Genomic DNA, 19,864 nt, shown 5'->3' with positions numbered 1-19,864 from the left:
GGGCTAGGGTGAGGGGTTGGGTAACGTATCTGCCCTGCAGCAAGGTATTGGCATGGCTTCGCCAGTAGGGTCGATTAGCGAAGCGTAATCGTCCACGGTCGCTGTTCCCTCTCCCCGTGCGGGAGAGGGTTAGGGTGAGGGGGTCGGTAACGTCTTTGCCCTGCAACAAGGTATTGGCATGGCTTCGCCATGCAGGACGCGAGGACTCCGTCCTCGATGGGGTTTCGCCGCCGCTACGCGGCTTGGCGAGTGACTTTTCTTTGCGTGGCCAAAGAAAAGTCACCAAAAGAAAGGCCACCCCCACTTGTTCGCCCTCCTGCGTCGGGTTCCCTCGGTTCAGGCAAAAGGTCTGGCGGAACGACGCAGACGGTACATCCCTGTACCGCCTGCGTCTGCGCCGTCGTCCATGACGGCGCTCCTGACCTTGTGCCCTCAACTCGGCGAACAACAGGGGGCAACTCCCAACCCGCAGCATCGAGGTTGGTTAACAGCATCCGGTGTATTCGAGACTGTGATCGGGAGAGACGTTATCTCTGATCCGCCCCTCGCCCACTCTATTACGAGATTAGATTGTCGCACTTATGCAACAGGTGTTATCGACATGGTTGCATAGGTGAAAAAATCATGGTGGGTATAACGGCAAGCGGCAGATATCCCAATTGGGAAACGGCTTTATATTGAAGGCTCGGCAGTGAGTATTTCACCGTAATAACACCATATTTCTCGAACGTCCGATTACGCTTCACTAATTGAACCTACGGGCTAATTAATATTCCACTCATACGCCATCAAAAAATTAATGGACTTCATATAATGAATATATCAAGTTATGAACGTTTAGTTACATCATTAATTAACGATATTAAGAAAAAAAGAAAAATTACATTTCTTTTCGGTTCAGCAATAAGTGTATCAAAAGATGGTAGTGGCGTACCAGGGGTAAACTCGATCATTGAAATTATAAGAGAGTACCTGGAAGAGTCTGAAATGCTGGAGGACTATTGTGCAGTACAAAAACATCTTTCTGGTTCAGAAGGCTATCAAGAAATATTTGATTATTTGCTTTCTGTAGGAGAGCAATCTGATCTACAAACCATCATGAACAGAGTCATGGATAGAGCAAAATGTGGCGATGAATGGCAAATAACAAAAACCATACAAGATCTAACAAAACTTATAAAACTTGGTTTCTTCAATATAAGCCATATATTTACAACCAACTTTGACCCCTTGCTAGAAGAGTCTCTTGACAAAAATGACATTCATGTAAATAAGATTGTACTAGATTGTGATTCAAATATCATTAGTTTTGACTCATATAACAAGAGTGCTATTAACGTTATACATCTCCATGGGTTCTACACTGGAGATACTATGCATACACCGAATCAGTTATTAGCTACCAGGGTGCAGTTAAAGGAATCTTTGAAAGAAATTCTTTCTGAATGCAAGCTATATATTATTGGATATGGTGGTTGGGATGATATATTTAACGTCACATTGACTGAAATTGTAAACACACCCAAAAGCAAATATGAAGTTAGGTGGGCATTCTTTAATGAAAACGAATCGGAAATTAGAGAACATAATGCAAAATTAATTTCAACACTTCAACCAGCAATACTAAAAGGAAGATTTAATATTTATAAGGGTGTTAATTGCGATATATTATTTGAAGATATATACAATAAAATAAATAGAATTGAAATAACTGACTCGAAAAAATCAGACGACGGAAGAGTTGAGGAAAAAAATAAAATAATCCCACTTTCTGATCTATATTCTCCACCTAGCAAAAAAAGAAATGATTTTTATATAAAACCATTTCCTAACCCTCCTGATCCATCACATGAAACAATCAGATTATCAGAGCAAGGCGATGCTTTTGATATATTACAAAAAGATGGTAGTCTCACTTTAATTTGTGGGTGGGGATATGGAAAACTTGGTTTTATATCATCCCTTTTTTCAGACAACTTATCAGGATATACACAATTAAGAACTGATTTATCTACTGCAGAAAATAAAGAGCAAATTGAAATTAAAATCAGAGAAGATGTTGGCGTTGATTTCACTATGCTGGCAGCAGGTGGAATAGAATCGAGTCGATTAGTTATTATTTTTGACAATATAATACATACAAACAATGATGTTATCAGTTACCTCAATGGCATAATAGATATTATTAGAGATTACGGGAATATAATAAAGGGTATATTTATTGTCAGTAAAGATTGTAATCTTTCAAATGAAAAGATTCGATTAAAGAATCTTGATATCGTTGATGTAAAAGAATACATCCGCATTATTCCAGAATCAAGAAACATGAGTATCTCGTCACTTGAACGTCTGTGTCATAAATCATCAGGTTTACCAGCCAAGCTAGATTTAATAAAGAACTTTCTAGAATTTACCTCACTAGAACATGTATTAGAGGATGCTCATGGAGAACTTGATCTGATACCAAATGACTCATCAGATAGCATCCCTAAATATCTGTTGGATAAGATTTCAACACTTTCAAGAGCAGAGAAGGATGAGAATGCCAGACTATATGAACTATTAAAAATATTGAGTATTATTGAGTATGGCGAACAAGCTAGAAATATAATGCGACATTACTATTCATATAGGTTCACATTATCTGACTTTGCTATTTTGATAGATATGGATCTAATTTACCCAATTGATATAGAGGATTTTCAAGGGGTAAAAATAAATAGAGTTAACTCTCTAGTTAAAGATTATGTCATTTCATTAATGGATCCCGAGGAACTTCATAGTCAACGCCACAATGCTATGTCATTAATTCTAGGGGAATGTTGGAAGCAAGGGCGAACAGATCTTATATCTACATCAAAGATGGTTTTTAACTATATGGATTTTTCCCCTGGGAATGCCCATGTCCTTTTAATCTCAGAACTAAAACATGCTAAAAAACATTCACAAGACACCGACACAATTATTAAAGCAATGGTTGCATACTGCACCCTGTTAAAGGATAAGAGCAGGTTTAAAGAGGTTACTGCCTTTGCACAGGAAATAATTAATTTAAATATAGCAAAAAATACAATTGATGCATTATGGATTAATTATTTCCTTGCAGAAGGAATGCGCATGCTTGGGCAAGAGGATGCTGCCATCTCAATTTTAGAACCTATATTTGAAGATATAGATAGAAACAAAAAATTATATAATAAGGATTTATATGAAAGAATCATGCATACTTTAGCTTTATCATACTCTCATTCAAATAATGAAAAAGCCTATATTTTTGCTAAAAAATTACGCTCTGAATCACCGAAAAAATCTTATGGTAGATTCTTAGGGGAAAAAATATTCACAACTAAACTTCCAAAGGAAGAACGAATTGTCAGACTAAAGAAAATAGAGAAGTTAGCCCGAAGCAGCGGGATTGTTAATATAGCGAACAACATTAGTTTAGAACTTGCCAGATTATTAAAAGACCAAGAAATGGAATATGTAAACAAAGTAATGTCATCGGAGGATAGCATTTATACTAAAATACGTGCAATGCTAATAAAATTTGATGAAATAATTAGATCAAAACCCAGCATTTCACTTAATGCCAAAGATAGAATGAGCTTGTTAAGTGCTTATAGTTACTTGTTTATGCAACGACTAGACAAGCTTTTCAACCGATGTCACGAGATCTTATGGAAAGTACTAGAAAATGATAATGATGTAGAGCAACTCTATAAATTATTTATGACCAGCGCTTTAGTTTGGCGCGTTAATGGTAATCACTTCGATGAGCTGAAATATGCAAAACTAATGCAGTCTATACTTGAATTAGCTAATGGGAACGATGATACAAGGATAAAAAGCATTCAACAACGATGCCTGCTTATCCAAAAATCTAACATACCAGAACTGGAATTCTAAACTATACAAACCTCAGCCTGGAGCTACGTTTTTATTTCGATTCCCTAAGCTGTCTTTCACTACGACTGCAGCCTATTAAGTCAATTCCTCGCACGGTTGATCGCCTGAGATGGAATCTGCGTTCAACATGCACGCTAAAGTCACGGGCGGGCACGGTATTGGTTCCCCCTGTAAACCGCCGAGTCGAGTTCAACGGGTCAGGAGCGCCATCAGGGATGATGGCGCAGCCGCAGCCGGCACAGGGATGTGCCGTCTGCGGCGCTCCGTCCGACCCGTTGGACGAGACGAGGGAACCCGCGAAGCGGGCGGTTTGCCGGGGGAAAAGACTTTTGGTGACTTTTGGTCTTTCAAAAGTCACTCGCCAAGCCGCGCAGCGGCGGCGAAACCCCGTCGAGGGCAGTGCCCTCGCGTCCTGCATGGCGAAGCCATGCCATTCAAGCGCTGGATGGCATTCAGCCGAGGAATGACGTTAGCCCCCCTCTCCCGCAAGGGGAGAGGGGGGCTGATCCTGCATGGCGAAGCCATGCCATTAAGGCGTTGGACGGCATTCAGCCGAGGAATGACGTTAGTCCCCTCACCCTAACCCTCTCCCCCAAGGGGCGAGGGGATCAGACCGCAGGATGCCGAGACTTCGGCAGACCACAAAAAAAAACCGCAGCCCAAGGGCTGCGGTTTTTTTATTGGCTCAACCTGTTGGCACCAGACGCCAACAAGGCCCACCGACCTTAGGCACGGCGCCAGCTGGTCTTGCCGGCGCTATCTTCCAGCACGATACCCATCTCGGTGAGACGGTTGCGGGCGGCATCGGCAGCGGCCCAGTTCTTGTCGGCACGGGCCTGATTGCGCTCGGCGATCAGGCGCTCGATCTCGGCAACCTCTTCGTCCGCTTCGTCACCCTTCAAGAAAGCCTCGGGGTCTTGCTGCAGGATGCCGAGCACGGCGCCCAGTTCGCGCAGACGGGCGCCCAGCGCGGCGGCAACGGCCATGTCTTCACCCTTCTGGCGGTTGATCTCGCGCACCAGATCGAACAGGGCTGAGTAGGCTTCCGGGGTGTTGAAGTCATCGTCCATCGCATCCTTGAAGCGCGCTACCTGCTCGTCGCCACCGGCAGCAGCGGCCACCGGCAGATCGCGCAGGGCGGTGTACATGCGCTCCAGCGCGGCGCGGGCTTGCTTCAGGTTATCTTCCGAGTAGTTGAGCTGGCTGCGGTAGTGGCCAGACATCAGGAAGTAACGGACGGTTTCGGCGTCGTAGTGGGCCAGCACGTCGCGGATGGTGAAGAAGTTGCCAAGGGATTTGGACATCTTCTCTTTATCCACCATCACCATGCCGCTGTGCATCCAGGTGTTGACGTAGTCGCCACCGTGGGCGCAGCAGGATTGGGCGATCTCGTTCTCGTGGTGCGGGAACTGCAGATCGGAGCCGCCGCCGTGGATGTCGAAGTGGTTGCCAAGGTGCTTGGAGTTCATGGCGGAGCACTCGATGTGCCAGCCAGGACGGCCCGGGCCCCAGGGGCTTTCCCAGGTCGGCTCGCCGGGCTTGGACATCTTCCACAGCACGAAGTCGAGCGGGTTGCGCTTGGCATCCACCACGTCAACGCGGGCACCGGCTTGCAGCTGCTCCAGATCCTGACCGGAGAGTTTGCCGTAGTCGGCGTAGGATTCGACGATAAACATCACATCGCCGTTGTCCGCCACGTAGGCGTGCTCTTTTTCCAGCAGGGATTGCACCAGCTCGATGATCTCTTCGATGTGCTGGGTGGCGCGCGGTTCGATATCCGGGCGCACCATGCCGAGGGCGTCAAAGTCGGCGTGCATGTCGCCGATCAGACGCTCGGTCAGCTCGTCGCAGGTCACTTGGGTCTCGGCGGCACGCTTGATGATCTTGTCATCCACGTCGGTGATGTTGCGCACGTAGGTGAGGTCGTAACCGGCGTAACGCAGGTAACGAGCGACCACATCAAAGGCGACGAAGGTGCGGCCGTGGCCGATATGACAGTGATCGTAGATGGTGACACCACACACATACATGCCCACCTTGCCCGGGTGGATAGGTTTGAATTCTTCTTTTTGACGAGTGAGTGTGTTGTATATCTTCAGCATCTTCTAACCACTGCCTGTGAGTAAAATGGTTGGTCATAATACCCCGTTCAGGGGCAGAAAACGAGGCAGAAAAGCGGGCCAATCCCGCCTGCCAGCACGGTTACGGCGCCAGAGAGACTATGCCGCCAGCCCCTGATGGGCTAGAATTGCCACCACTTTATGCCATACACCTGCGGGCACTTCGTCGTCCGCATCAAATGAAAGGACATATCATGGTCACTCTGCACACCAATCACGGCGACATCACCCTCACCCTGAACGCTGAAAAAGCCCCGGAAACCGTGGCCAACTTCCTGCAATACTGCCGTGACGGTCACTACGACAACACCATTTTCCACCGCGTCATCGACGGCTTCATGATCCAGGGCGGCGGCTATGCCCCGGGCTTTGAAGAGAAAGACACCCGCGCCCCCATCAAGAACGAAGCGGCCAATGGTCTGTCCAACAAGATCGGCACCATCGCCATGGCCCGCACCATGGAGCCGCACTCTGCCAGCGCCCAGTTCTTCATCAACGTGAACAACAACGACTTCCTTGACTTCAAATCCGCTACCACCCAGGGCTTCGGCTACTGCGTATTCGGTGAAGTGACCGCCGGTATGGACGTGGTCAACAAGATCAAGGGCGTCAAGACCGGTAACTACGGCCGCATCCACCAGGACGTGCCGGTAGAAGACGTGGTGATCACCAAGGTGACCCTTGCTGACTGATCTCTGCCGACTCGGCACTGACAAAACTGCGGCCCCGGCCGCAGTTTTTCCATCTGCCTCCCCCACTGCCAGCCCAAACTGGCGCCGCCTCGACTATCTGGCCCACGGCAACCCGCGCCAGCGCTCGGCCCATGCCCTGCTCACCGCCGGTGTGTGGGATGAGCTGGCCGCGCAGTGCGCCGATATGGCGCTGGTGAGCACGCTGGCCATCGGCCTCGATCGGCCGGGCAGCGATCTCGATATCCTCTGCCAGCTTGCTGATCCGGCGGCGTTTGCCGCAACGCTCGAAGCTCAAGGTTGGCTGGCAAGCGCCAAAGGCGACAATATCTGGCTGCTGGAGCGCACCTTTTCCTGCCTCGACCAGAGCTGTGCAGATACCGGTTCTGACACGAGCGAGGCCAGCTGGCCGCTGGAACTCTATGTCACCCCCGCCCCCATCGAGACGCTGAACGGCTGGCGCCACCTCACCCTGATGGCCGCGTTGCTCGAGCGGTTTGGCGATGCTTTCTACCGCGAAGTGCAGCGCCTGCGCCTTGAAGAGGGATTGAAAGGGGAAGCGGCGATGTGCCGATTGCTGAAGCTGGCGGGCGATCCTTATGAAGCGCTGCTGACGCTGGAGGAACGAAATCTGGCCGAGCTGTCATGGCAGCCGCCATCCCGTGACGATATCCATACCGCAACTGGCGCGATGGCGCCCGCAGCGCACTGTTCGTCCCCCGTTGTTTCTACTATCTCTGCCACCCCTGTTTGCCCTGTTTCGACCGAGAGCCCGACCCCCACATCATGAGCACCCTCTTTATCAGTGACATTCACCTCTCTGCCCAGCGGCCCGATATGACCGCGGCACTGGTGCGCTTTCTCGAGCACGACGCCCCCGGCGCCGATGCCCTCTATGTGCTGGGGGATCTCTTCGAATTCTGGATTGGCGACGATGACCCCAATCCGCTCCATCAACAGATGGCCGACGCCTTCTTGGCCCTGAGCCAGCAGAACGTGCCCATCTACTTTATCCACGGCAACCGCGACTTTCTGCTGGGACAACAGTTTGCCAAGCGCGCTGGGATGACATTGCTGGGGGACCCTTGCGTCATCGACCTCTATGGGGAGCGGGTAGTGCTGAGCCACGGCGATCTGCTCTGCACCCTGGATGAGGGGTATCAGAAGTTTCGCCGCATCACCCAACTCAAATGGCTGCGCTGGCTGTTCCTGCGCCTGCCGCTCGCCCGCCGTCAGGCCATCGCCAGCAAGATGCGCGGCCAAAGCCAGATGGAGAATGCCCATAAGAGCCAGATCATCATGGATGTGACGCCCGCGGCGGTGGACGACACCCTGCGCGCCCACGACTGCCGGATGATGATCCACGGCCACACCCACAGACCCGCCATCCACGACTTCACCCTCGATGGCCACCCCGCCCGCCGCATCGTGCTGGGAGACTGGTTCGAGCAGGGCTCGGTGCTGATCTGCCGCCCTGGCGAGCAGCGGCTGGAAACGCGGGCGCTGGCAACGATCGACCCCGCCGCTCAGCCATCCGGCTGACATCCCCCCTGTGCGGGTTGCAGGCAAAACCTGCGGCCCAGCATCCCCTGTTAACCCGGTGAAGCGACTCATTACGGTGAGCTCAGGCTGGTATGGCCTGTGCTGATGGGGTACTCGCCCCATCCCTATCGGTTCTGCTGCGCCAGCAACACCAAATACGGCAAAAGCCGGCCAAAAAAACATCCAAGATGCTGAAAATAAAGCAAAATGACCATTCAATCAGCGTTGAAATAAGCAAGGCAGCTCATTAGACTACCGACTCCCCTACCCGTCGTAACACAAGGAACGTATCAAACAATGAAAAAGACGGTTCTCACTCCCTTACTGGCGCTGTTGATCACAGGCTGTGGCGGCGGTGATGGCGAACAGGAAGAGACCCCTATCCGCCCACCTGTCACCCCCAACTATTTCGAGGCATCCAGCCAGAGCAGCGTGGGCGGACAGTTGAACCCTACCAGCCTGAGGTTGGCGGCGGGTGAACAGGGGCGCTTCTCGGTACAGGCTGACAGCGGTTACCTCCTGACCGAGATAAGCGGATGTGATGGCACCCTGGACGGCCTCACCTATACCACTGGCCCCATGAGCAGCGATTGCCAGATCTCGGCCAGCTTCACGCAGGAGAGTGCCGCCGTCTATTTCAACGCCACCACCCAAGCTTCTCAGGGGGGCGCACTCAGCCCCGACGCCCTGCGTCTGAACGCCGGTGAACAGGGCCGTTTCACCGTGCAGCCCGAGAGTGGCTTCGTACTGGCGCAGGTCACTGGGTGTGAGGGCACCCTGACGGGTAATACCTACACCACAGCCCCCATGCGCGCCGATTGTCAGATCTCGGCCCGCTTTATCAGCGATGCCGCCAATGCGATTGCCCGGGAAGATCATACCCTTGCCAGCGAGCAATCCCTGATCGCCCATGCCCGTGCGGCGATTGCCGACAGTGAGGCGCACCGCACCGAGCTGGTTCGCAGCCTCTATCAGGGAATGGCACAGATTAGCTGGAACCCGAGCCACGACTCCATCACCTTTTCCAGCTTCCAGCCGGAGAGCACGGTGACCCTGCTCCCCTCCAACATCAATGGCAAGGGGGAGAGCGAGATCCGGGGTCTGGTGATGGTCTCCGAGCAAGCCGATTACCGTCAGGCCGCCATGGGGGCGAACCTGTTTTCCGTTGACCGCACAGCGCAGAGCGAGGCGCTGCTCAAGGGGCTGATTGGCTGGCTGACCCGGGGCAAGGATAGCGATGGCCTGCGCATCCTCACCGCCCAGATGCCAAGCCGCACCGATAGCTGGTATTTTCCCCATAACGAAGGCGTGCGTGACTGGCTCAAGGCGATCTATCCCGACAAGCACAGCATCAACCCGGCCAATACCTGCGATTATCAGGCGCTGAGCGACTGTATCGATACCATGGCGCCGGAGCTTATCGTGATCAGCGATATCGACCGCCAGGGGCTGGGGTATCAGGGGATCGCCCAGGGGATCGCCAAGGCCAAAGCGGCCGGGATCCCGCTGCTGCTCTCCAACTACCGGCGCGATGCCAGCCCGCTGCTAAGCCCCCTCTATCTCGATATGGGGCTGGTCACCTGGGGCAACTACTGGTCAAAACTCAGAGCCAGCGATCTGGCAGTGAACACCATCATGGCACCCGACGCCCAGCTGATGGCGGTCGATACCCTGCTTGGCAACCTTCAGGATCGCAACTTCACTACCCAGTGGCTCGATAGCTGCGGCGGCAACTTTATCAATTGCGGTGGCTCGGAGAGCTTCAACCAGCAGTTCAAGCTGGGTGCCGACTGGCTGAGAAATGCGGCCATCACCCTCGACAAGGCCGGGATCAGTCCCTTTGCTCGTGACGGCGTGACACTGTTGCCCGCCACCCTGCTGCTGGCCGACAAATACAGGGCCGCCATCGACTACCCGATTGCCTGGGATGAACATCAATCCTGGCAGCAGGCGATGTTTGCCGACTGGCTGGTGAGCTATGCCCGCACCCGTACCCCGGCCCAGCCCGATCTGGGGGAGTACGTCACCGATCGCAACAAGGTGGTGAAGGGACAAGCAGCTCACTACGCCTATCCCGCGACGCTCACCGACAGTCGGCGCATTGCGGTTCCCTACAGCGGGCAGTGGACCACCACCGGCTGGTATGCCCTGCCGGGACAAACCATCACCCTGAGACGCACCGATAACGCCGATGTGTCTGCTACCGTCCGACTCAACTACCACAGGCCCAACACCAATCGCGCCTATGAGCAGAAGATCTATCGAGCCCCGCTGGAGCTGACCACAGGGCGACTGCTCTTGGCCAAGGGGGGCAGCGTCACCTTCACCTCTCCTTATGGCGGCCCTATCTACCTCTATCTGGAAGGGGGGGCAGCATCGCTGGCCGTCCAGGTGAGCGCCACGGGCGTCACCCGTCATCCGGCCATCATGGATTTCAGTGATGAGCAGCAGATGCGCGAGTTCAACGAGCGGCTGGAACAAACCGAGCTGCCCCATATCGATCTGCGGGCCGATGGCGCCGAACAGCATCTGCGCCGGGATCGCTTCACCAAGGCGGTGGGTGGCGTCATCCCCGACACCAATGCCCTGCTCGACAGCATCGCCCGGGATCACATCAATGGCGTCTACACCCTGGCGGGCCTGAAAATTCAGGGCAAGGGGCTCGATGAGTCGCTGCCTGCGGATGTTAAAAACGCCTGCGTGGCACTGCTGGGGGAGGGTTGTCTCGATGAATCGATTCATACCCGCACCATCATCCAGCATGCCAACTATGACCAGAATGCCCATTGCGGCAGCGGTTGCAGTGGCAACCCGTGGGACTCTTCCGGCAGCATCAGCCCGACCGGCTGGCTCGACAATCACGAACTGGGCCACAACCTGCAGACCAACCGGTTGAACGTGCAGTACGCAGCGGCAGACGATGCCGACAACTGGAGTGGCTACGGCAGCCGGGCGGGGGAAAACTCCAACAACATCTTCCCTTATGTGGTGAAGTGGCGCGCCCATTATCTGAGAGATGGCAACACGGCGCCCATCAAGGATGGGCACATGAACCACAAGGATCTCTTCTATGTGTTCATGTCTGATGCGGCGCAGGTACGTGACAGGAGTGGCAACCGCGTCGTGCTCGGGGCCAACTGCCAGGTGCTCGATACCGGCGAGAGTCGCTACGAAGCCCCCTGGAAGAGCAATGCCTACGCCGTCCACAACGGCTATCGCATGGCGTTTTATATCCAGATGGCATTACGCGCCCACCGTATGCTCCTGACTGATGGCACCCGACTGAACGATGGCTTCACTATCTTCACCCTGCTCTATCAGCATTCACGGATCTTCGGCGCGGCAGCCGACAGTGAAGCGCAGTGGAATGCCAACAAGGATAGGCTCGGCTTTAGCCTGTTCCCCTACTCGGGGCATGCGGTCTATGGCGGCAAACGGGTGCGCGACATACCGGGCAATGACTTTATGCTGGTTGCACTCAGTCGGCTCACCGGCTGGGACTGGCGTAATCACTTCGATCTGCTTGGCCTGCGTTACTCCAGCCTCGCGGTCGCTCAGGTGCAGGCCAACCAGCGTTATGGCAGCCTGCCGATGGGGATGTATGTGCTGGAGGATGACCTGCCCCCTGCCAACATGAGCGAAGGCGTCACATTCCTGCCGCTCTCCGAAAGCGACGGATCCACCCTCTGGCCCCGCAACAGCGGCTCGCCAAGCGCCTGCCCAACACCCTGAATAGGATCATCGCGATAACCACAACAAGCGCCCGGCAGGGCGCTTGTTGCTTATCCAGCCTCTGGCCCCGTTGTTGATGATGTGAAGAGGGTGGGATAAGTGGTGATCGCTCACAGATCAGCAAAGCAAACCTGCACTCCTCCTTCAGGCCCCGGGTTGTGTGAACCCCGTCACCTTGCCCCTTGCCAATTGAGAGGATGATGGCGCTCAGGCAGAAACATCTTTCTCGCCAGCTATTTCAACAAGTTGAGGTTTGTATGCCTGACAGCAATGCGGTCGCTCACCCGTTCGATGCCAAGAAGATCAATGTCAACGATCCCTATGAGATGAAGCAGTGGGTCAAAATGTTCGAGTGCACCGAAGTCCAGCTGAAACGGGCGGTCAAAGCAGTCGGCACCTCAGGCAAGGCGATCCGAAAATACCTCAAGAAGTGAGGGTGCAACCCCGTCACAAACCCGGCCCCGCTCGCGGGGCTTTTCTCATCTTGGCCTTTACGTGGGCCCGTCCTGCCTCCGGTTTGGCTGCGCACATACCGCCTTTCAACCGCTCATAACCGGATTGTGCAGCCCGACCAGCGCCGGCCGCCGTCCGACAGCTTGTGACCAGCCAGCGCCATCCGGCCCTTCGCATCCCGGCATCCCTGCCTATAATGCGGGCTCAAACACACAGAGAAGATTAATCCATGGGCTTTATCACCTGGATCGTATTGGGACTGTTGGTGGGTATTCTGGCGAAGTGGATCATGCCGGGCCGCGACGGTGGTGGCTTCTTCATGACTGCCCTGCTGGGGATTGTCGGCGCCATGGTTGGCGGCTATGTGGGTACCCTGCTGGGGCTGGGCTCAGTGACCGGTTTCAATATCCCGAGCATCGCGCTGGCGACCGTGGGCGCCCTTATCGTCCTGTTTGTCTTCAACAAGATCCGCAGCTGACCCCCACCGCCATCTATGTGTAGATAAACAGGGCACCGCGAGGTGCCCTCTCTTTTTTATCGCCCTCACGATGTTGCTAACGGCAAGATCAGCCTCACCAGCAAGCCACCCAGCTGGGTCGCTGGCAGCAGCACCACCTCGCCGTGGTGGTAGTGGGCGATATCGCGTACCAGCGCCAGACCAAGCCCCGCTCCCGGCTGTTCACTCCCCTGCTCGAGGCGCTGGAACGGCTGCCAGACTCGTTCCGCCAACTCGGGGGCGATGCCGGGGCCGCTATCCTCCACCTCCAGCCAGATCTGCCCGTTGCTTCGCTCCACCCGCGCCGTCACAGTGCCGTGGGGCGGGGTGTATTTGATGGCGTTGTCGAGCAGGTTGGCACAGAGTTCCCCCAGCAGCAGCGGCTCCCCCGCCACCATGATGGCGGACTCCTCCCCCTCGTACCCGAGATCGATCCCCTTGCTGCGGGCCTGCGCCAACCGTGACAGACAGGCCTGCTGCACCAGCGCCGTCAACTCCATGGGCTCACGCTGGCGCAGCCCGGAGCACTCGTCCGATTTGAGTCGGGCCAGCAACAGTAACCGTTCGGTCAGGGCGATGGTGTGATCGAGCCGCACGGCCATGGCATCGAGGCTTTCGCTCATCAGGGCCGGATCGCCACTGCCGCGCGCCACCTCAACTTGGGTTTTCAAAATGGTGAGCGGCGTGCGCAGCTGATGGGCGGCATCGGCGCTAAAGCGCTCCTGCCGGGCCACCAGCTGGCGCAATCGGGCCAGCTGGCGATTGAACGCCTGCACCAGCGGCCGGGTCTCCTGCCAGGGGAGCAAATCCGGCAAGGGGGCGAGATTGGCGGCATCGCGGCGCAGGATCTCCCGCGACAGACGCCGCATCGGGGTGAGCAGCCGTTTGAGCAACAGATAGGCGAGCAGCAGGGTGAGCACCACCAGCGCCCCCTGGGTCAGCAGGGCCGACCAGAGCAGTTGCTCCGCCAGCTGCTGGCGGCCGAGCAGGGTTTCCGCCACCGTGATGCGGGCCATGCCGTTGACGCCCCCCTCACCCACCGGTTGCAGCAGCATCACGGCGCGGATTGGCGCCTCCTGATAGAGCCCGTCATAGAAGTAGGCAAGCGCCGGATAGCGGTCGGTCAGCGGCGTACCGTCCGGCATGGGGGGCAGATCGTCAAAGCCGGAGATGACCCTATCGTCGATGCCGCGCACCTGATAGAAGAGGCGATCGCGCATGTTGCGCTCGAAGCTGTCGAGCACCACATAGGGCACATCCACCCTGAGGCTGCCCTCGGCTGCCGTCAGCCGCTCGGCGACGGTGCGGGCCGAGGCGAGCAGGGTACGATCATAGGCCGAGGTAGCCGCCGCCAACGCGCCGTAGTAGCTGTACCAGGCCGAGGCAGCCCAGAGGATCAGCAAGGGGCCTCCCAGAAACAGCAGCAGTTGATGGAGCAGGGAGCGGCTAATGGGAGGCCTCCGGCGCCGCTTCCAGCAGATAGCCGAGACCGCGCAGGGTGGTGATCACCACCCCGCTGCCCACCAGCTTTTTGCGCAGCCGGTGGATATAGAGATCGATGCTGTCGAGCCCTACCTCGTCATCGAGGTTGAACACCTGCTCGAACAGCTGCCCTTTGGCGACGGGCCGCCCGTGGCGGTACATCAGCGCGGTCAGCAGCGCCAGTTCGCGCGGAGTCAGGGCAAGGCGGGCATCGGCCAGCAGAAAATAGCCATCGGGGTGCAGGGTCAGGCGCCCCAGCCGCAGCTCGGCACCGCCACTTTCGCTGCGCCGCAGCAGGGCTCGCAGCCGGGCATCCAGCTCCCCCAGATCGAACGGCTTGGCCAGATAGTCATCGGCTCCCGCATTGAGACCGCAGATCCGCTCCTCCACCGCGCCGCGGGCGGTGAGCAGCAGTACCGGCACCCCCTGCCCCCGACTGCGCAACCGGCAGAGTACCGCCAGCCCGTCGAGCTTGGGCATCTCGATATCGAGCACCGCCAGCGCATACTGTTCGTGGCGCAGCAGGTGATCAGCCTGAGCCCCGTCAGCCACCCAATCCACCGCGAAACCGGCGCTGGTGAGTGCCCGCGACAGCCAGTGGGCCAGTTCGTGATTATCTTCTGCCAACAGCAAGCGCATCCCTCTCCCCTTGTTCCTAACCACGGCATTCAGCCGCACTGCTTCAACTGCATCCCTTCGTCACTGCCAGTGCAGGAGAAGGTGAGATCAAGGTCACACTCCCGGCTCTTGGTCAGCGATTGAAAGGTGAATGAAAGGTTGTTGTTTTAACAATTTCGCATCACTTCGTCTATCGACGGAGTCACACCCAGGAAAAACAACGACAAGATGGAGCACACAACCATGAAGCAACGCACACGTCATGCCCTCGCCCTGCTGACCCTGCTCGGCGCCCTGCCACTGCAGGCGGCCGAAAGTGCCGCGACCCCGAGCCGTACCGAATGCATCGCACCGGCCAAACCGGGCGGTGGTTTCGATCTCACCTGCAAGCTGCTGCAGGTGAGCCTGCAGGAGACCGGTACCATCGACAAGCCGATGCGGGTCACCTACATGCCGGGCGGGGTCGGCGCCGTGGCCTACAACGCCATCGTGGCCCAGCGCCCCGCCGAGGCGGGGACCGTGGTCGCCTTCTCCGGTGGCTCCCTGCTCAACCTCTCACAGGGGAAATTTGGCCGTTACGGGGTGGACGATGTGCGCTGGCTGGCGGCGGTGGGCACCGATTACGGCATGATCGCGGTGCGCCACGATGCCCCCTATCAGAATCTCAAGGAGCTGGTGAGCGCCATGGAGCGCGATCCCAACAGCGTGGTGATCGGCGCGGGCGCCTCCATCGGCAGTCAGGACTGGATGAAGACGGCGCTGCTGGCCAAACAGGCCGGGGTTGACCCTCACAAGATGCGCTACGTCGCCTTTGAAGGGGGCGGCGAGCCGGTCACCGCGCTGCTTGGCAACCATGTGCAGGCAGTCTCCGGCGATTTGAGCGAGATGGTGCCCTATATCGGCGGCGACAAGCTGCGGGTGCTGGCGGTGTTCTCTGCCGAGCGGCTGCCAGGCAAGCTGGCCACCATCCCCACCGCCAAGGAGCAGGGTTATGACCTGGTGTGGCCGGTGATCCGCGGCTTCTATGTCGGCCCCAAGGTGAGCGACAGCGAATACCAGTGGTGGAAGCAGACCTTCGATCAGCTGGTGAAGACCGACACCTTCAAGGCGCAGCGGGATCTGCGCGGCCTGTTCGAGTTTGACCTCACCGGCGAGGCCCTCGACAGCTACGTCAAGGAGCAGGTGGCGCAATATCGCGAGCAGGCCAAGGCCTTCGGTCTGGCCAAATAGGAGCCGCAGCCATGAGCGATCGCATCTTTGCCGCCATCTGGCTGCTGCTCTGTCTGGCAGGCGCCGCCATCGCCTGGCAGATCCAGAGCGAATACAGCTATGAGCCGCTGGGGCCGCGCCCCTTCCCGCTCGGCATCATCGGCCTGATGGCACTCTGTGCCCTGCTCCTGCTGCGCCGCCAGCCGGACACCGTTACCTGGCCGCCGCTGCGTACCCTGCGCCACCTCGCCATCATGGTGGTGGCGCTGGCCGGGTACGGTGCCAGCTTCGAGTGGCTGGGCTTTCCGCTGGCCACCACCCTGCTCACCTTTGTACTGGGGCGCCTGTTTGGCGCCTCTACTAAAGCCGCCCTGCTCTCCGGCGTTGTCGGCGGTCTGGTGCTCTATCTCGCCTTCGACCGGCTGCTGGATGTCACCCTGCCCCTCGGCGTCTGGTTCTCTTAAGGAGTCAATATGGATACCTGGATGTACCTCTCCCAGGGCTTTGCGGTGGCACTCACCCCGGAGAATCTGGTGATTGCCCTCATCGGCTGCTTTGTCGGCACCGTGGTCGGCCTGCTGCCGGGCCTTGGCCCCATCAACGGGGTCGCCATCCTGTTGCCGCTGGCTTTTGCCCTGAAACTGCCCCCCGAATCGGCGCTCATTCTGCTCGCCACCGTCTATATCGGTTGCGAGTATGGCGGGCGGATCTCCTCGATCCTGCTCAACGTGCCGGGGGATGCCGCCGCCATCATGACCGCGCTGGATGGCTACCCCATGGCCCAGCAGGGCAAGGCGGGAGTGGCCCTCTCCATCTCGGCGGTCAGCTCCTTTGTCGGCTCCATGCTCGCCATCGGCGGGATCATACTGTTCGCCCCGGCGCTGGCGCGCTGGTCACTGGCCTTCGGCCCGGCGGAATATTTCGCCCTGATGGTGTTCGCCATCGCCTGCCTTGGCAGCATGATGAGCCAGAACCCGCTCAAGTCCTTTATGGCGGCGCTGATTGGGCTGGGGCTCGCCACCGTCGGAGTGGATGCCAACACTGGCGTCTATCGCTTCACCTTCGACAGCGTTCACCTCTCGGACGGGGTGCAGTTTATCGTGGTGGTGATCGGCCTCTTCTCGGTGAGCGAGATCTTGCTGATGCTGGAGCACACCAGTGGCGGCGGCAAGCTGGTGCGCACCACCGGACGGATGCTGTTCAACTTCAAGGAGCTGGTCCATTGCACCGGCACCATGTTGCGCTCCTCCACCATCGGCTTCTTCGTCGGCATTCTGCCCGGTGCCGGTGCCACCATCGCCAGTGCCATCACCTACATGACCGAGAAGCGACTGGCGGGGCCCAATGCCAAATTCGGCGAAGGGGACATTCGCGGCGTGGCCGCGCCGGAGGCGGCCAACAACGCATCGGCCTGCGGCTCCTTTATCCCCATGCTGACCCTGGGGGTGCCGGGTTCGGGCACCACAGCGGTGATGATGGGGGCACTGACCCTCTACAACATCACTCCGGGCCCCACCATGTTCACCGAACAGCCCGATGTGGTGTGGGGACTGATCGCCGCCCTCTTGCTGGCCAACGTCATGCTGCTGGTGATGAACATCCCCATGGTGGGGCTCTTTACCCGCATGCTCTCCATCCCGCTCTGGTTTTTGGTGCCCGCCATCGCCAGCGTCTCGGCAGTGGGAGTCTATGCGGTGCACAGCACCACCTTCGACCTGTTGCTGATGGTGGCCCTCGGGGTCTTTGGCTACCTGCTGCGCAAGATGCACTTCCCCATGTCACCGCTCATTCTGGGCTTCGTGCTGGGTGAAATGCTGGAGCAGAACCTGCGCCGCGCCCTCTCCATCAGCAATGGCGATACCGCCATCCTGTGGAGCAGCGGCATCAGCCAGACCCTGCTGGTACTGGCCATTGCAGTGATCACCCTGCCCCCGCTGGTACGCCTGCTGCGCCGCCGCAAAGCCGATCCGCTGATCCCGGATGCCCGCCCAGAGCAGGGAGCCTGACCCGATAAGACAGAGATGACGGGCCTATTGATAAACAAGGGCGAGATCTGAACGATCTCGCCCTTTTTAACTGACCGCATCCATCTGTCACTAACGATATAAAAACACCCAATATATCAACGCTAATCGCCCCGCTTTCTCTGACACCTCAAGAACATCAAACTGACGTAATTCAACAAGTGTTATGAGCAAGCTGAAACGTTGCACGGAGGAATTCAAACTGGCCGCAGTATCCCTTGTACTCGCTCTGTATTCCCCACCGAGTCAGGAGGTGGGCAAGCCTGATAGTGAGCTTGAGCTGGCAAGTAAAAGCCGCAAGCTCTACCGGACTACACCTGTGTGGCTCAAATGTGGACTCGGAGGAAAAAGAAAAAGGCCACTATTTCTAGTGGCCTTTCGTAACTCTTTGATTTTAATGGTGCCCGAGGCCGGAATCGAACCGGCACGACGCGAACGTCGAGGGATTTTAAATCCCTTGTGTCTACCGATTTCACCACTCGGGCACCGCAATCGGTATCAAGCTCGCGTGGCGGGCTTGTCAATATGGAGGCACGTTCCGGAGTCGAACCGGACTAAACGGATTTGCAATCCGCTGCATAACCGCTTTGCTAACGCGCCATGCAAAAGAGAATTGGCTCTCTATTGTCTGAATTTGGAGCGGGAAACGAGACTCGAACTCGCGACCCCGACCTTGGCAAGGTCGTGCTCTACCAACTGAGCTATTCCCGCATTGGTCTGGCTGACTGCCTGACTACGAGGACGCATTCTAGCGATGTTCCTCGCCCAGTCAACCAGAAATATTTAATTACCTGATCGTTCGGGCATTTTTTGCCCTTTTTGAACAGTTTTAGCGCCTTTGCCCGTTTCCTGCCTCAAATCAGCGGAAACCTCACCTTGCGGCGCAGGTGACTCACAGGTTGGCGTGGTGAGTCAAATCGCCCCAGGCCGCCTTCATGTACTGGAACATCGACCAGAAGGTGAGCACGGTGGCGACATAGAGCATCACATAGGCGAGCCACACCATCCAGACGTTGTATTGCCAGATAAGACCGGTGAGCGACACCATCTGGATCATGGTCTTCCACTTGCCAATCCAGCTGACCGCCACCGAGGAGCGTTTGCCGAGCTCAGCCATCCACTCACGCAGGGCGGAGATGATGATCTCGCGGCCAATCATGGTCATGGCAGGGATGGTCACCCAGATGGTGTTGTAGTGTTCGACGATGACCACCAGTGCGGCGGCGACCATGATCTTGTCGGCAACCGGGTCAAGGAAGGCGCCAAAGGCGGTGGACTGATTGAGCTTACGGGCCAGATAGCCATCAAACCAGTCGGTGGCAGCGGCCAGAATAAAGATGATGGCGGCAGCCAGATAGGACCATTGATAAGGCAGATAGAACAGGATGACGAAGACGGGAATGAGCAAAATCCGGAAAAACGTCAACAGGTTAGGTATGTTTGTCATTATTTTCAGCCACTTCTTGTACGTCGCTACATAGTGCGCCAAAGCCGATTTGCGATGCAACCGCACTGGCGCCCGTCTTGGTCTTTTTAATCCATCAATCTTCTCAAAATGCGAGGGCCATTATGGCATTTACGGCCCCCCCGCGT

14 protein-coding genes and 3 tRNA genes are annotated in these 19,864 nt (G+C 56.4%); 10 read left to right on the top strand and 7 right to left on the bottom strand.

The features are described from left to right. The first annotated feature begins 813 nt into the window (after positions 1-813). Positions 814-3,906: an SIR2 family protein gene (locus ACTG2T_RS17885; protein ID WP_330125570.1), complete on the top strand. Its 3,093-nt coding sequence runs from the start codon at positions 814-816 to the stop codon at positions 3,904-3,906. A gap of 725 nt (positions 3,907-4,631) precedes the next feature. On the opposite strand, the gene cysS is transcribed toward ACTG2T_RS17885, so the two are convergent. Then, positions 4,632-6,008 (bottom strand): cysteine--tRNA ligase, encoded by a 1,377-nt coding sequence (gene cysS, locus ACTG2T_RS17880; protein WP_323929874.1) that lies wholly within the window; start codon positions 6,006-6,008, stop codon positions 4,632-4,634. Between the two features lie 212 nt (positions 6,009-6,220). On the opposite strand from cysS, the gene ACTG2T_RS17875 reads away from it, so the two are divergent. From ACTG2T_RS17875 to ACTG2T_RS17850, 6 genes are all read left to right on the top strand, one after another. Beyond that, on the top strand, positions 6,221-6,718 hold the full coding sequence (locus tag ACTG2T_RS17875) for a peptidylprolyl isomerase (protein ID WP_005337417.1): 498 nt from the start codon (positions 6,221-6,223) through the stop codon (positions 6,716-6,718). Further along, positions 6,708-7,505, top strand: a complete 798-nt coding sequence (locus ACTG2T_RS17870; RefSeq protein ID WP_330125569.1) for a DUF4269 domain-containing protein — start codon at positions 6,708-6,710, stop codon at positions 7,503-7,505. Before ACTG2T_RS17875 ends, ACTG2T_RS17870 begins: the two co-directional genes overlap by 11 nt. Next, complete coding sequence (lpxH, locus tag ACTG2T_RS17865) at positions 7,502-8,257, top strand: UDP-2,3-diacylglucosamine diphosphatase (protein ID WP_330125568.1); 756 nt, start codon at positions 7,502-7,504, stop codon at positions 8,255-8,257. Before ACTG2T_RS17870 ends, lpxH begins: the two co-directional genes overlap by 4 nt. Positions 8,258-8,554: 297 nt before the next feature. After that, positions 8,555-11,989 carry an ImpA family metalloprotease gene (locus ACTG2T_RS17860; RefSeq protein ID WP_330125567.1) on the top strand — a complete coding sequence of 1,145 codons (3,435 nt, stop codon included), beginning with the start codon at positions 8,555-8,557 and terminating at the stop codon, positions 11,987-11,989. 257 nt (positions 11,990-12,246) lie between these two features. Next, positions 12,247-12,423: a DUF3606 domain-containing protein gene (locus ACTG2T_RS17855; RefSeq protein ID WP_005350931.1), complete on the top strand. Its 177-nt coding sequence runs from the start codon at positions 12,247-12,249 to the stop codon at positions 12,421-12,423. 248 nt (positions 12,424-12,671) lie between these two features. Continuing rightward, positions 12,672-12,920 carry a GlsB/YeaQ/YmgE family stress response membrane protein gene (locus tag ACTG2T_RS17850; protein WP_005359720.1) on the top strand — a complete coding sequence of 83 codons (249 nt, stop codon included), beginning with the start codon at positions 12,672-12,674 and terminating at the stop codon, positions 12,918-12,920. A gap of 65 nt (positions 12,921-12,985) precedes the next feature. Here the strand turns inward: ACTG2T_RS17850 and ACTG2T_RS17845 are convergent, their stop codons facing one another. Both ACTG2T_RS17845 and tctD read right to left on the bottom strand, forming a co-directional pair. Next, positions 12,986-14,341, bottom strand: coding sequence for a sensor histidine kinase (locus tag ACTG2T_RS17845; RefSeq protein WP_330125566.1), 1,356 nt, complete (start codon positions 14,339-14,341; stop codon positions 12,986-12,988). Positions 14,342-14,384: 43 nt separating this feature from the next. Next, complete coding sequence (gene tctD / locus ACTG2T_RS17840; protein ID WP_330125565.1) at positions 14,385-15,059, bottom strand: transcriptional regulator TctD; 675 nt, start codon at positions 15,057-15,059, stop codon at positions 14,385-14,387. A 222-nt stretch (positions 15,060-15,281) separates the two neighbouring features. Here tctD and ACTG2T_RS17835 point away from each other — a divergent pair, with 222 nt between their 5' ends. From ACTG2T_RS17835 to ACTG2T_RS17825, 3 genes are read left to right on the top strand one after another with little or no spacing between them, the layout of a single operon-like run. Continuing rightward, entirely contained in the window at positions 15,282-16,268 is a 987-nt protein-coding gene (locus ACTG2T_RS17835; protein ID WP_042082378.1) for a Bug family tripartite tricarboxylate transporter substrate binding protein, read from the top strand. Between the two features lie 11 nt (positions 16,269-16,279). Beyond that, on the top strand, positions 16,280-16,711 hold the full coding sequence (locus ACTG2T_RS17830; protein WP_040067758.1) for a tripartite tricarboxylate transporter TctB family protein: 432 nt from the start codon (positions 16,280-16,282) through the stop codon (positions 16,709-16,711). A gap of 9 nt (positions 16,712-16,720) precedes the next feature. After that, positions 16,721-18,253 carry a tripartite tricarboxylate transporter permease gene (locus ACTG2T_RS17825; protein WP_019445074.1) on the top strand — a complete coding sequence of 511 codons (1,533 nt, stop codon included), beginning with the start codon at positions 16,721-16,723 and terminating at the stop codon, positions 18,251-18,253. A gap of 416 nt (positions 18,254-18,669) precedes the next feature. Here the strand turns inward: ACTG2T_RS17825 and ACTG2T_RS17820 are convergent. The 4 genes from ACTG2T_RS17820 to pgsA all read right to left on the bottom strand — a co-directional run bounded on the left by ACTG2T_RS17820 (position 18,670) and on the right by pgsA (position 19,718). Continuing rightward, a tRNA-Leu gene (locus ACTG2T_RS17820) sits at positions 18,670-18,756 on the bottom strand. 41 nt (positions 18,757-18,797) lie between these two features. Then, positions 18,798-18,871 (bottom strand) — tRNA-Cys (locus ACTG2T_RS17815). 35 nt (positions 18,872-18,906) lie between these two features. Then, positions 18,907-18,982 (bottom strand) — tRNA-Gly (locus ACTG2T_RS17810). A gap of 181 nt (positions 18,983-19,163) precedes the next feature. After that, complete coding sequence (pgsA, locus tag ACTG2T_RS17805; RefSeq protein ID WP_031227442.1) at positions 19,164-19,718, bottom strand: CDP-diacylglycerol--glycerol-3-phosphate 3-phosphatidyltransferase; 555 nt, start codon at positions 19,716-19,718, stop codon at positions 19,164-19,166. Between the last annotated feature and the right edge of the window lie 146 nt (positions 19,719-19,864).

Origin of the sequence: Aeromonas sp. 75A (genome assembly GCF_051919425.1) — a bacterium.
Lineage (GTDB): Bacteria > Pseudomonadota > Gammaproteobacteria > Enterobacterales > Aeromonadaceae > Aeromonas > Aeromonas veronii.
Note: the sequence above shows the minus strand (reverse complement) of the source record. Positions and strands in the feature narration are given on the sequence as shown.

What these genes read in the sequence shown, in the direction of transcription:
- ACTG2T_RS17885 (WP_330125570.1), top strand. Translation starts at nt 814, where the DNA reads ATGAATATATCAAGTTATGAACGTTTAGTTACATCATTAATTAACGAT.
- cysS (WP_323929874.1), bottom strand. Translation starts at nt 6,008, where the DNA reads ATGCTGAAGATATACAACACACTCACTCGTCAAAAAGAAGAATTCAAA.
- ACTG2T_RS17850 (WP_005359720.1), top strand. Translation starts at nt 12,672, where the DNA reads ATGGGCTTTATCACCTGGATCGTATTGGGACTGTTGGTGGGTATTCTG.
- tctD (WP_330125565.1), bottom strand. Translation starts at nt 15,059, where the DNA reads ATGCGCTTGCTGTTGGCAGAAGATAATCACGAACTGGCCCACTGGCTG.
- ACTG2T_RS17825 (WP_019445074.1), top strand. Translation starts at nt 16,721, where the DNA reads ATGGATACCTGGATGTACCTCTCCCAGGGCTTTGCGGTGGCACTCACC.
- ACTG2T_RS17855 (WP_005350931.1), top strand. Translation starts at nt 12,247, where the DNA reads ATGCCTGACAGCAATGCGGTCGCTCACCCGTTCGATGCCAAGAAGATC.
- lpxH (WP_330125568.1), top strand. Translation starts at nt 7,502, where the DNA reads ATGAGCACCCTCTTTATCAGTGACATTCACCTCTCTGCCCAGCGGCCC.
- pgsA (WP_031227442.1), bottom strand. Translation starts at nt 19,718, where the DNA reads ATGACAAACATACCTAACCTGTTGACGTTTTTCCGGATTTTGCTCATT.
- ACTG2T_RS17835 (WP_042082378.1), top strand. Translation starts at nt 15,282, where the DNA reads ATGAAGCAACGCACACGTCATGCCCTCGCCCTGCTGACCCTGCTCGGC.
- ACTG2T_RS17875 (WP_005337417.1), top strand. Translation starts at nt 6,221, where the DNA reads ATGGTCACTCTGCACACCAATCACGGCGACATCACCCTCACCCTGAAC.
- ACTG2T_RS17830 (WP_040067758.1), top strand. Translation starts at nt 16,280, where the DNA reads ATGAGCGATCGCATCTTTGCCGCCATCTGGCTGCTGCTCTGTCTGGCA.
- ACTG2T_RS17860 (WP_330125567.1), top strand. Translation starts at nt 8,555, where the DNA reads ATGAAAAAGACGGTTCTCACTCCCTTACTGGCGCTGTTGATCACAGGC.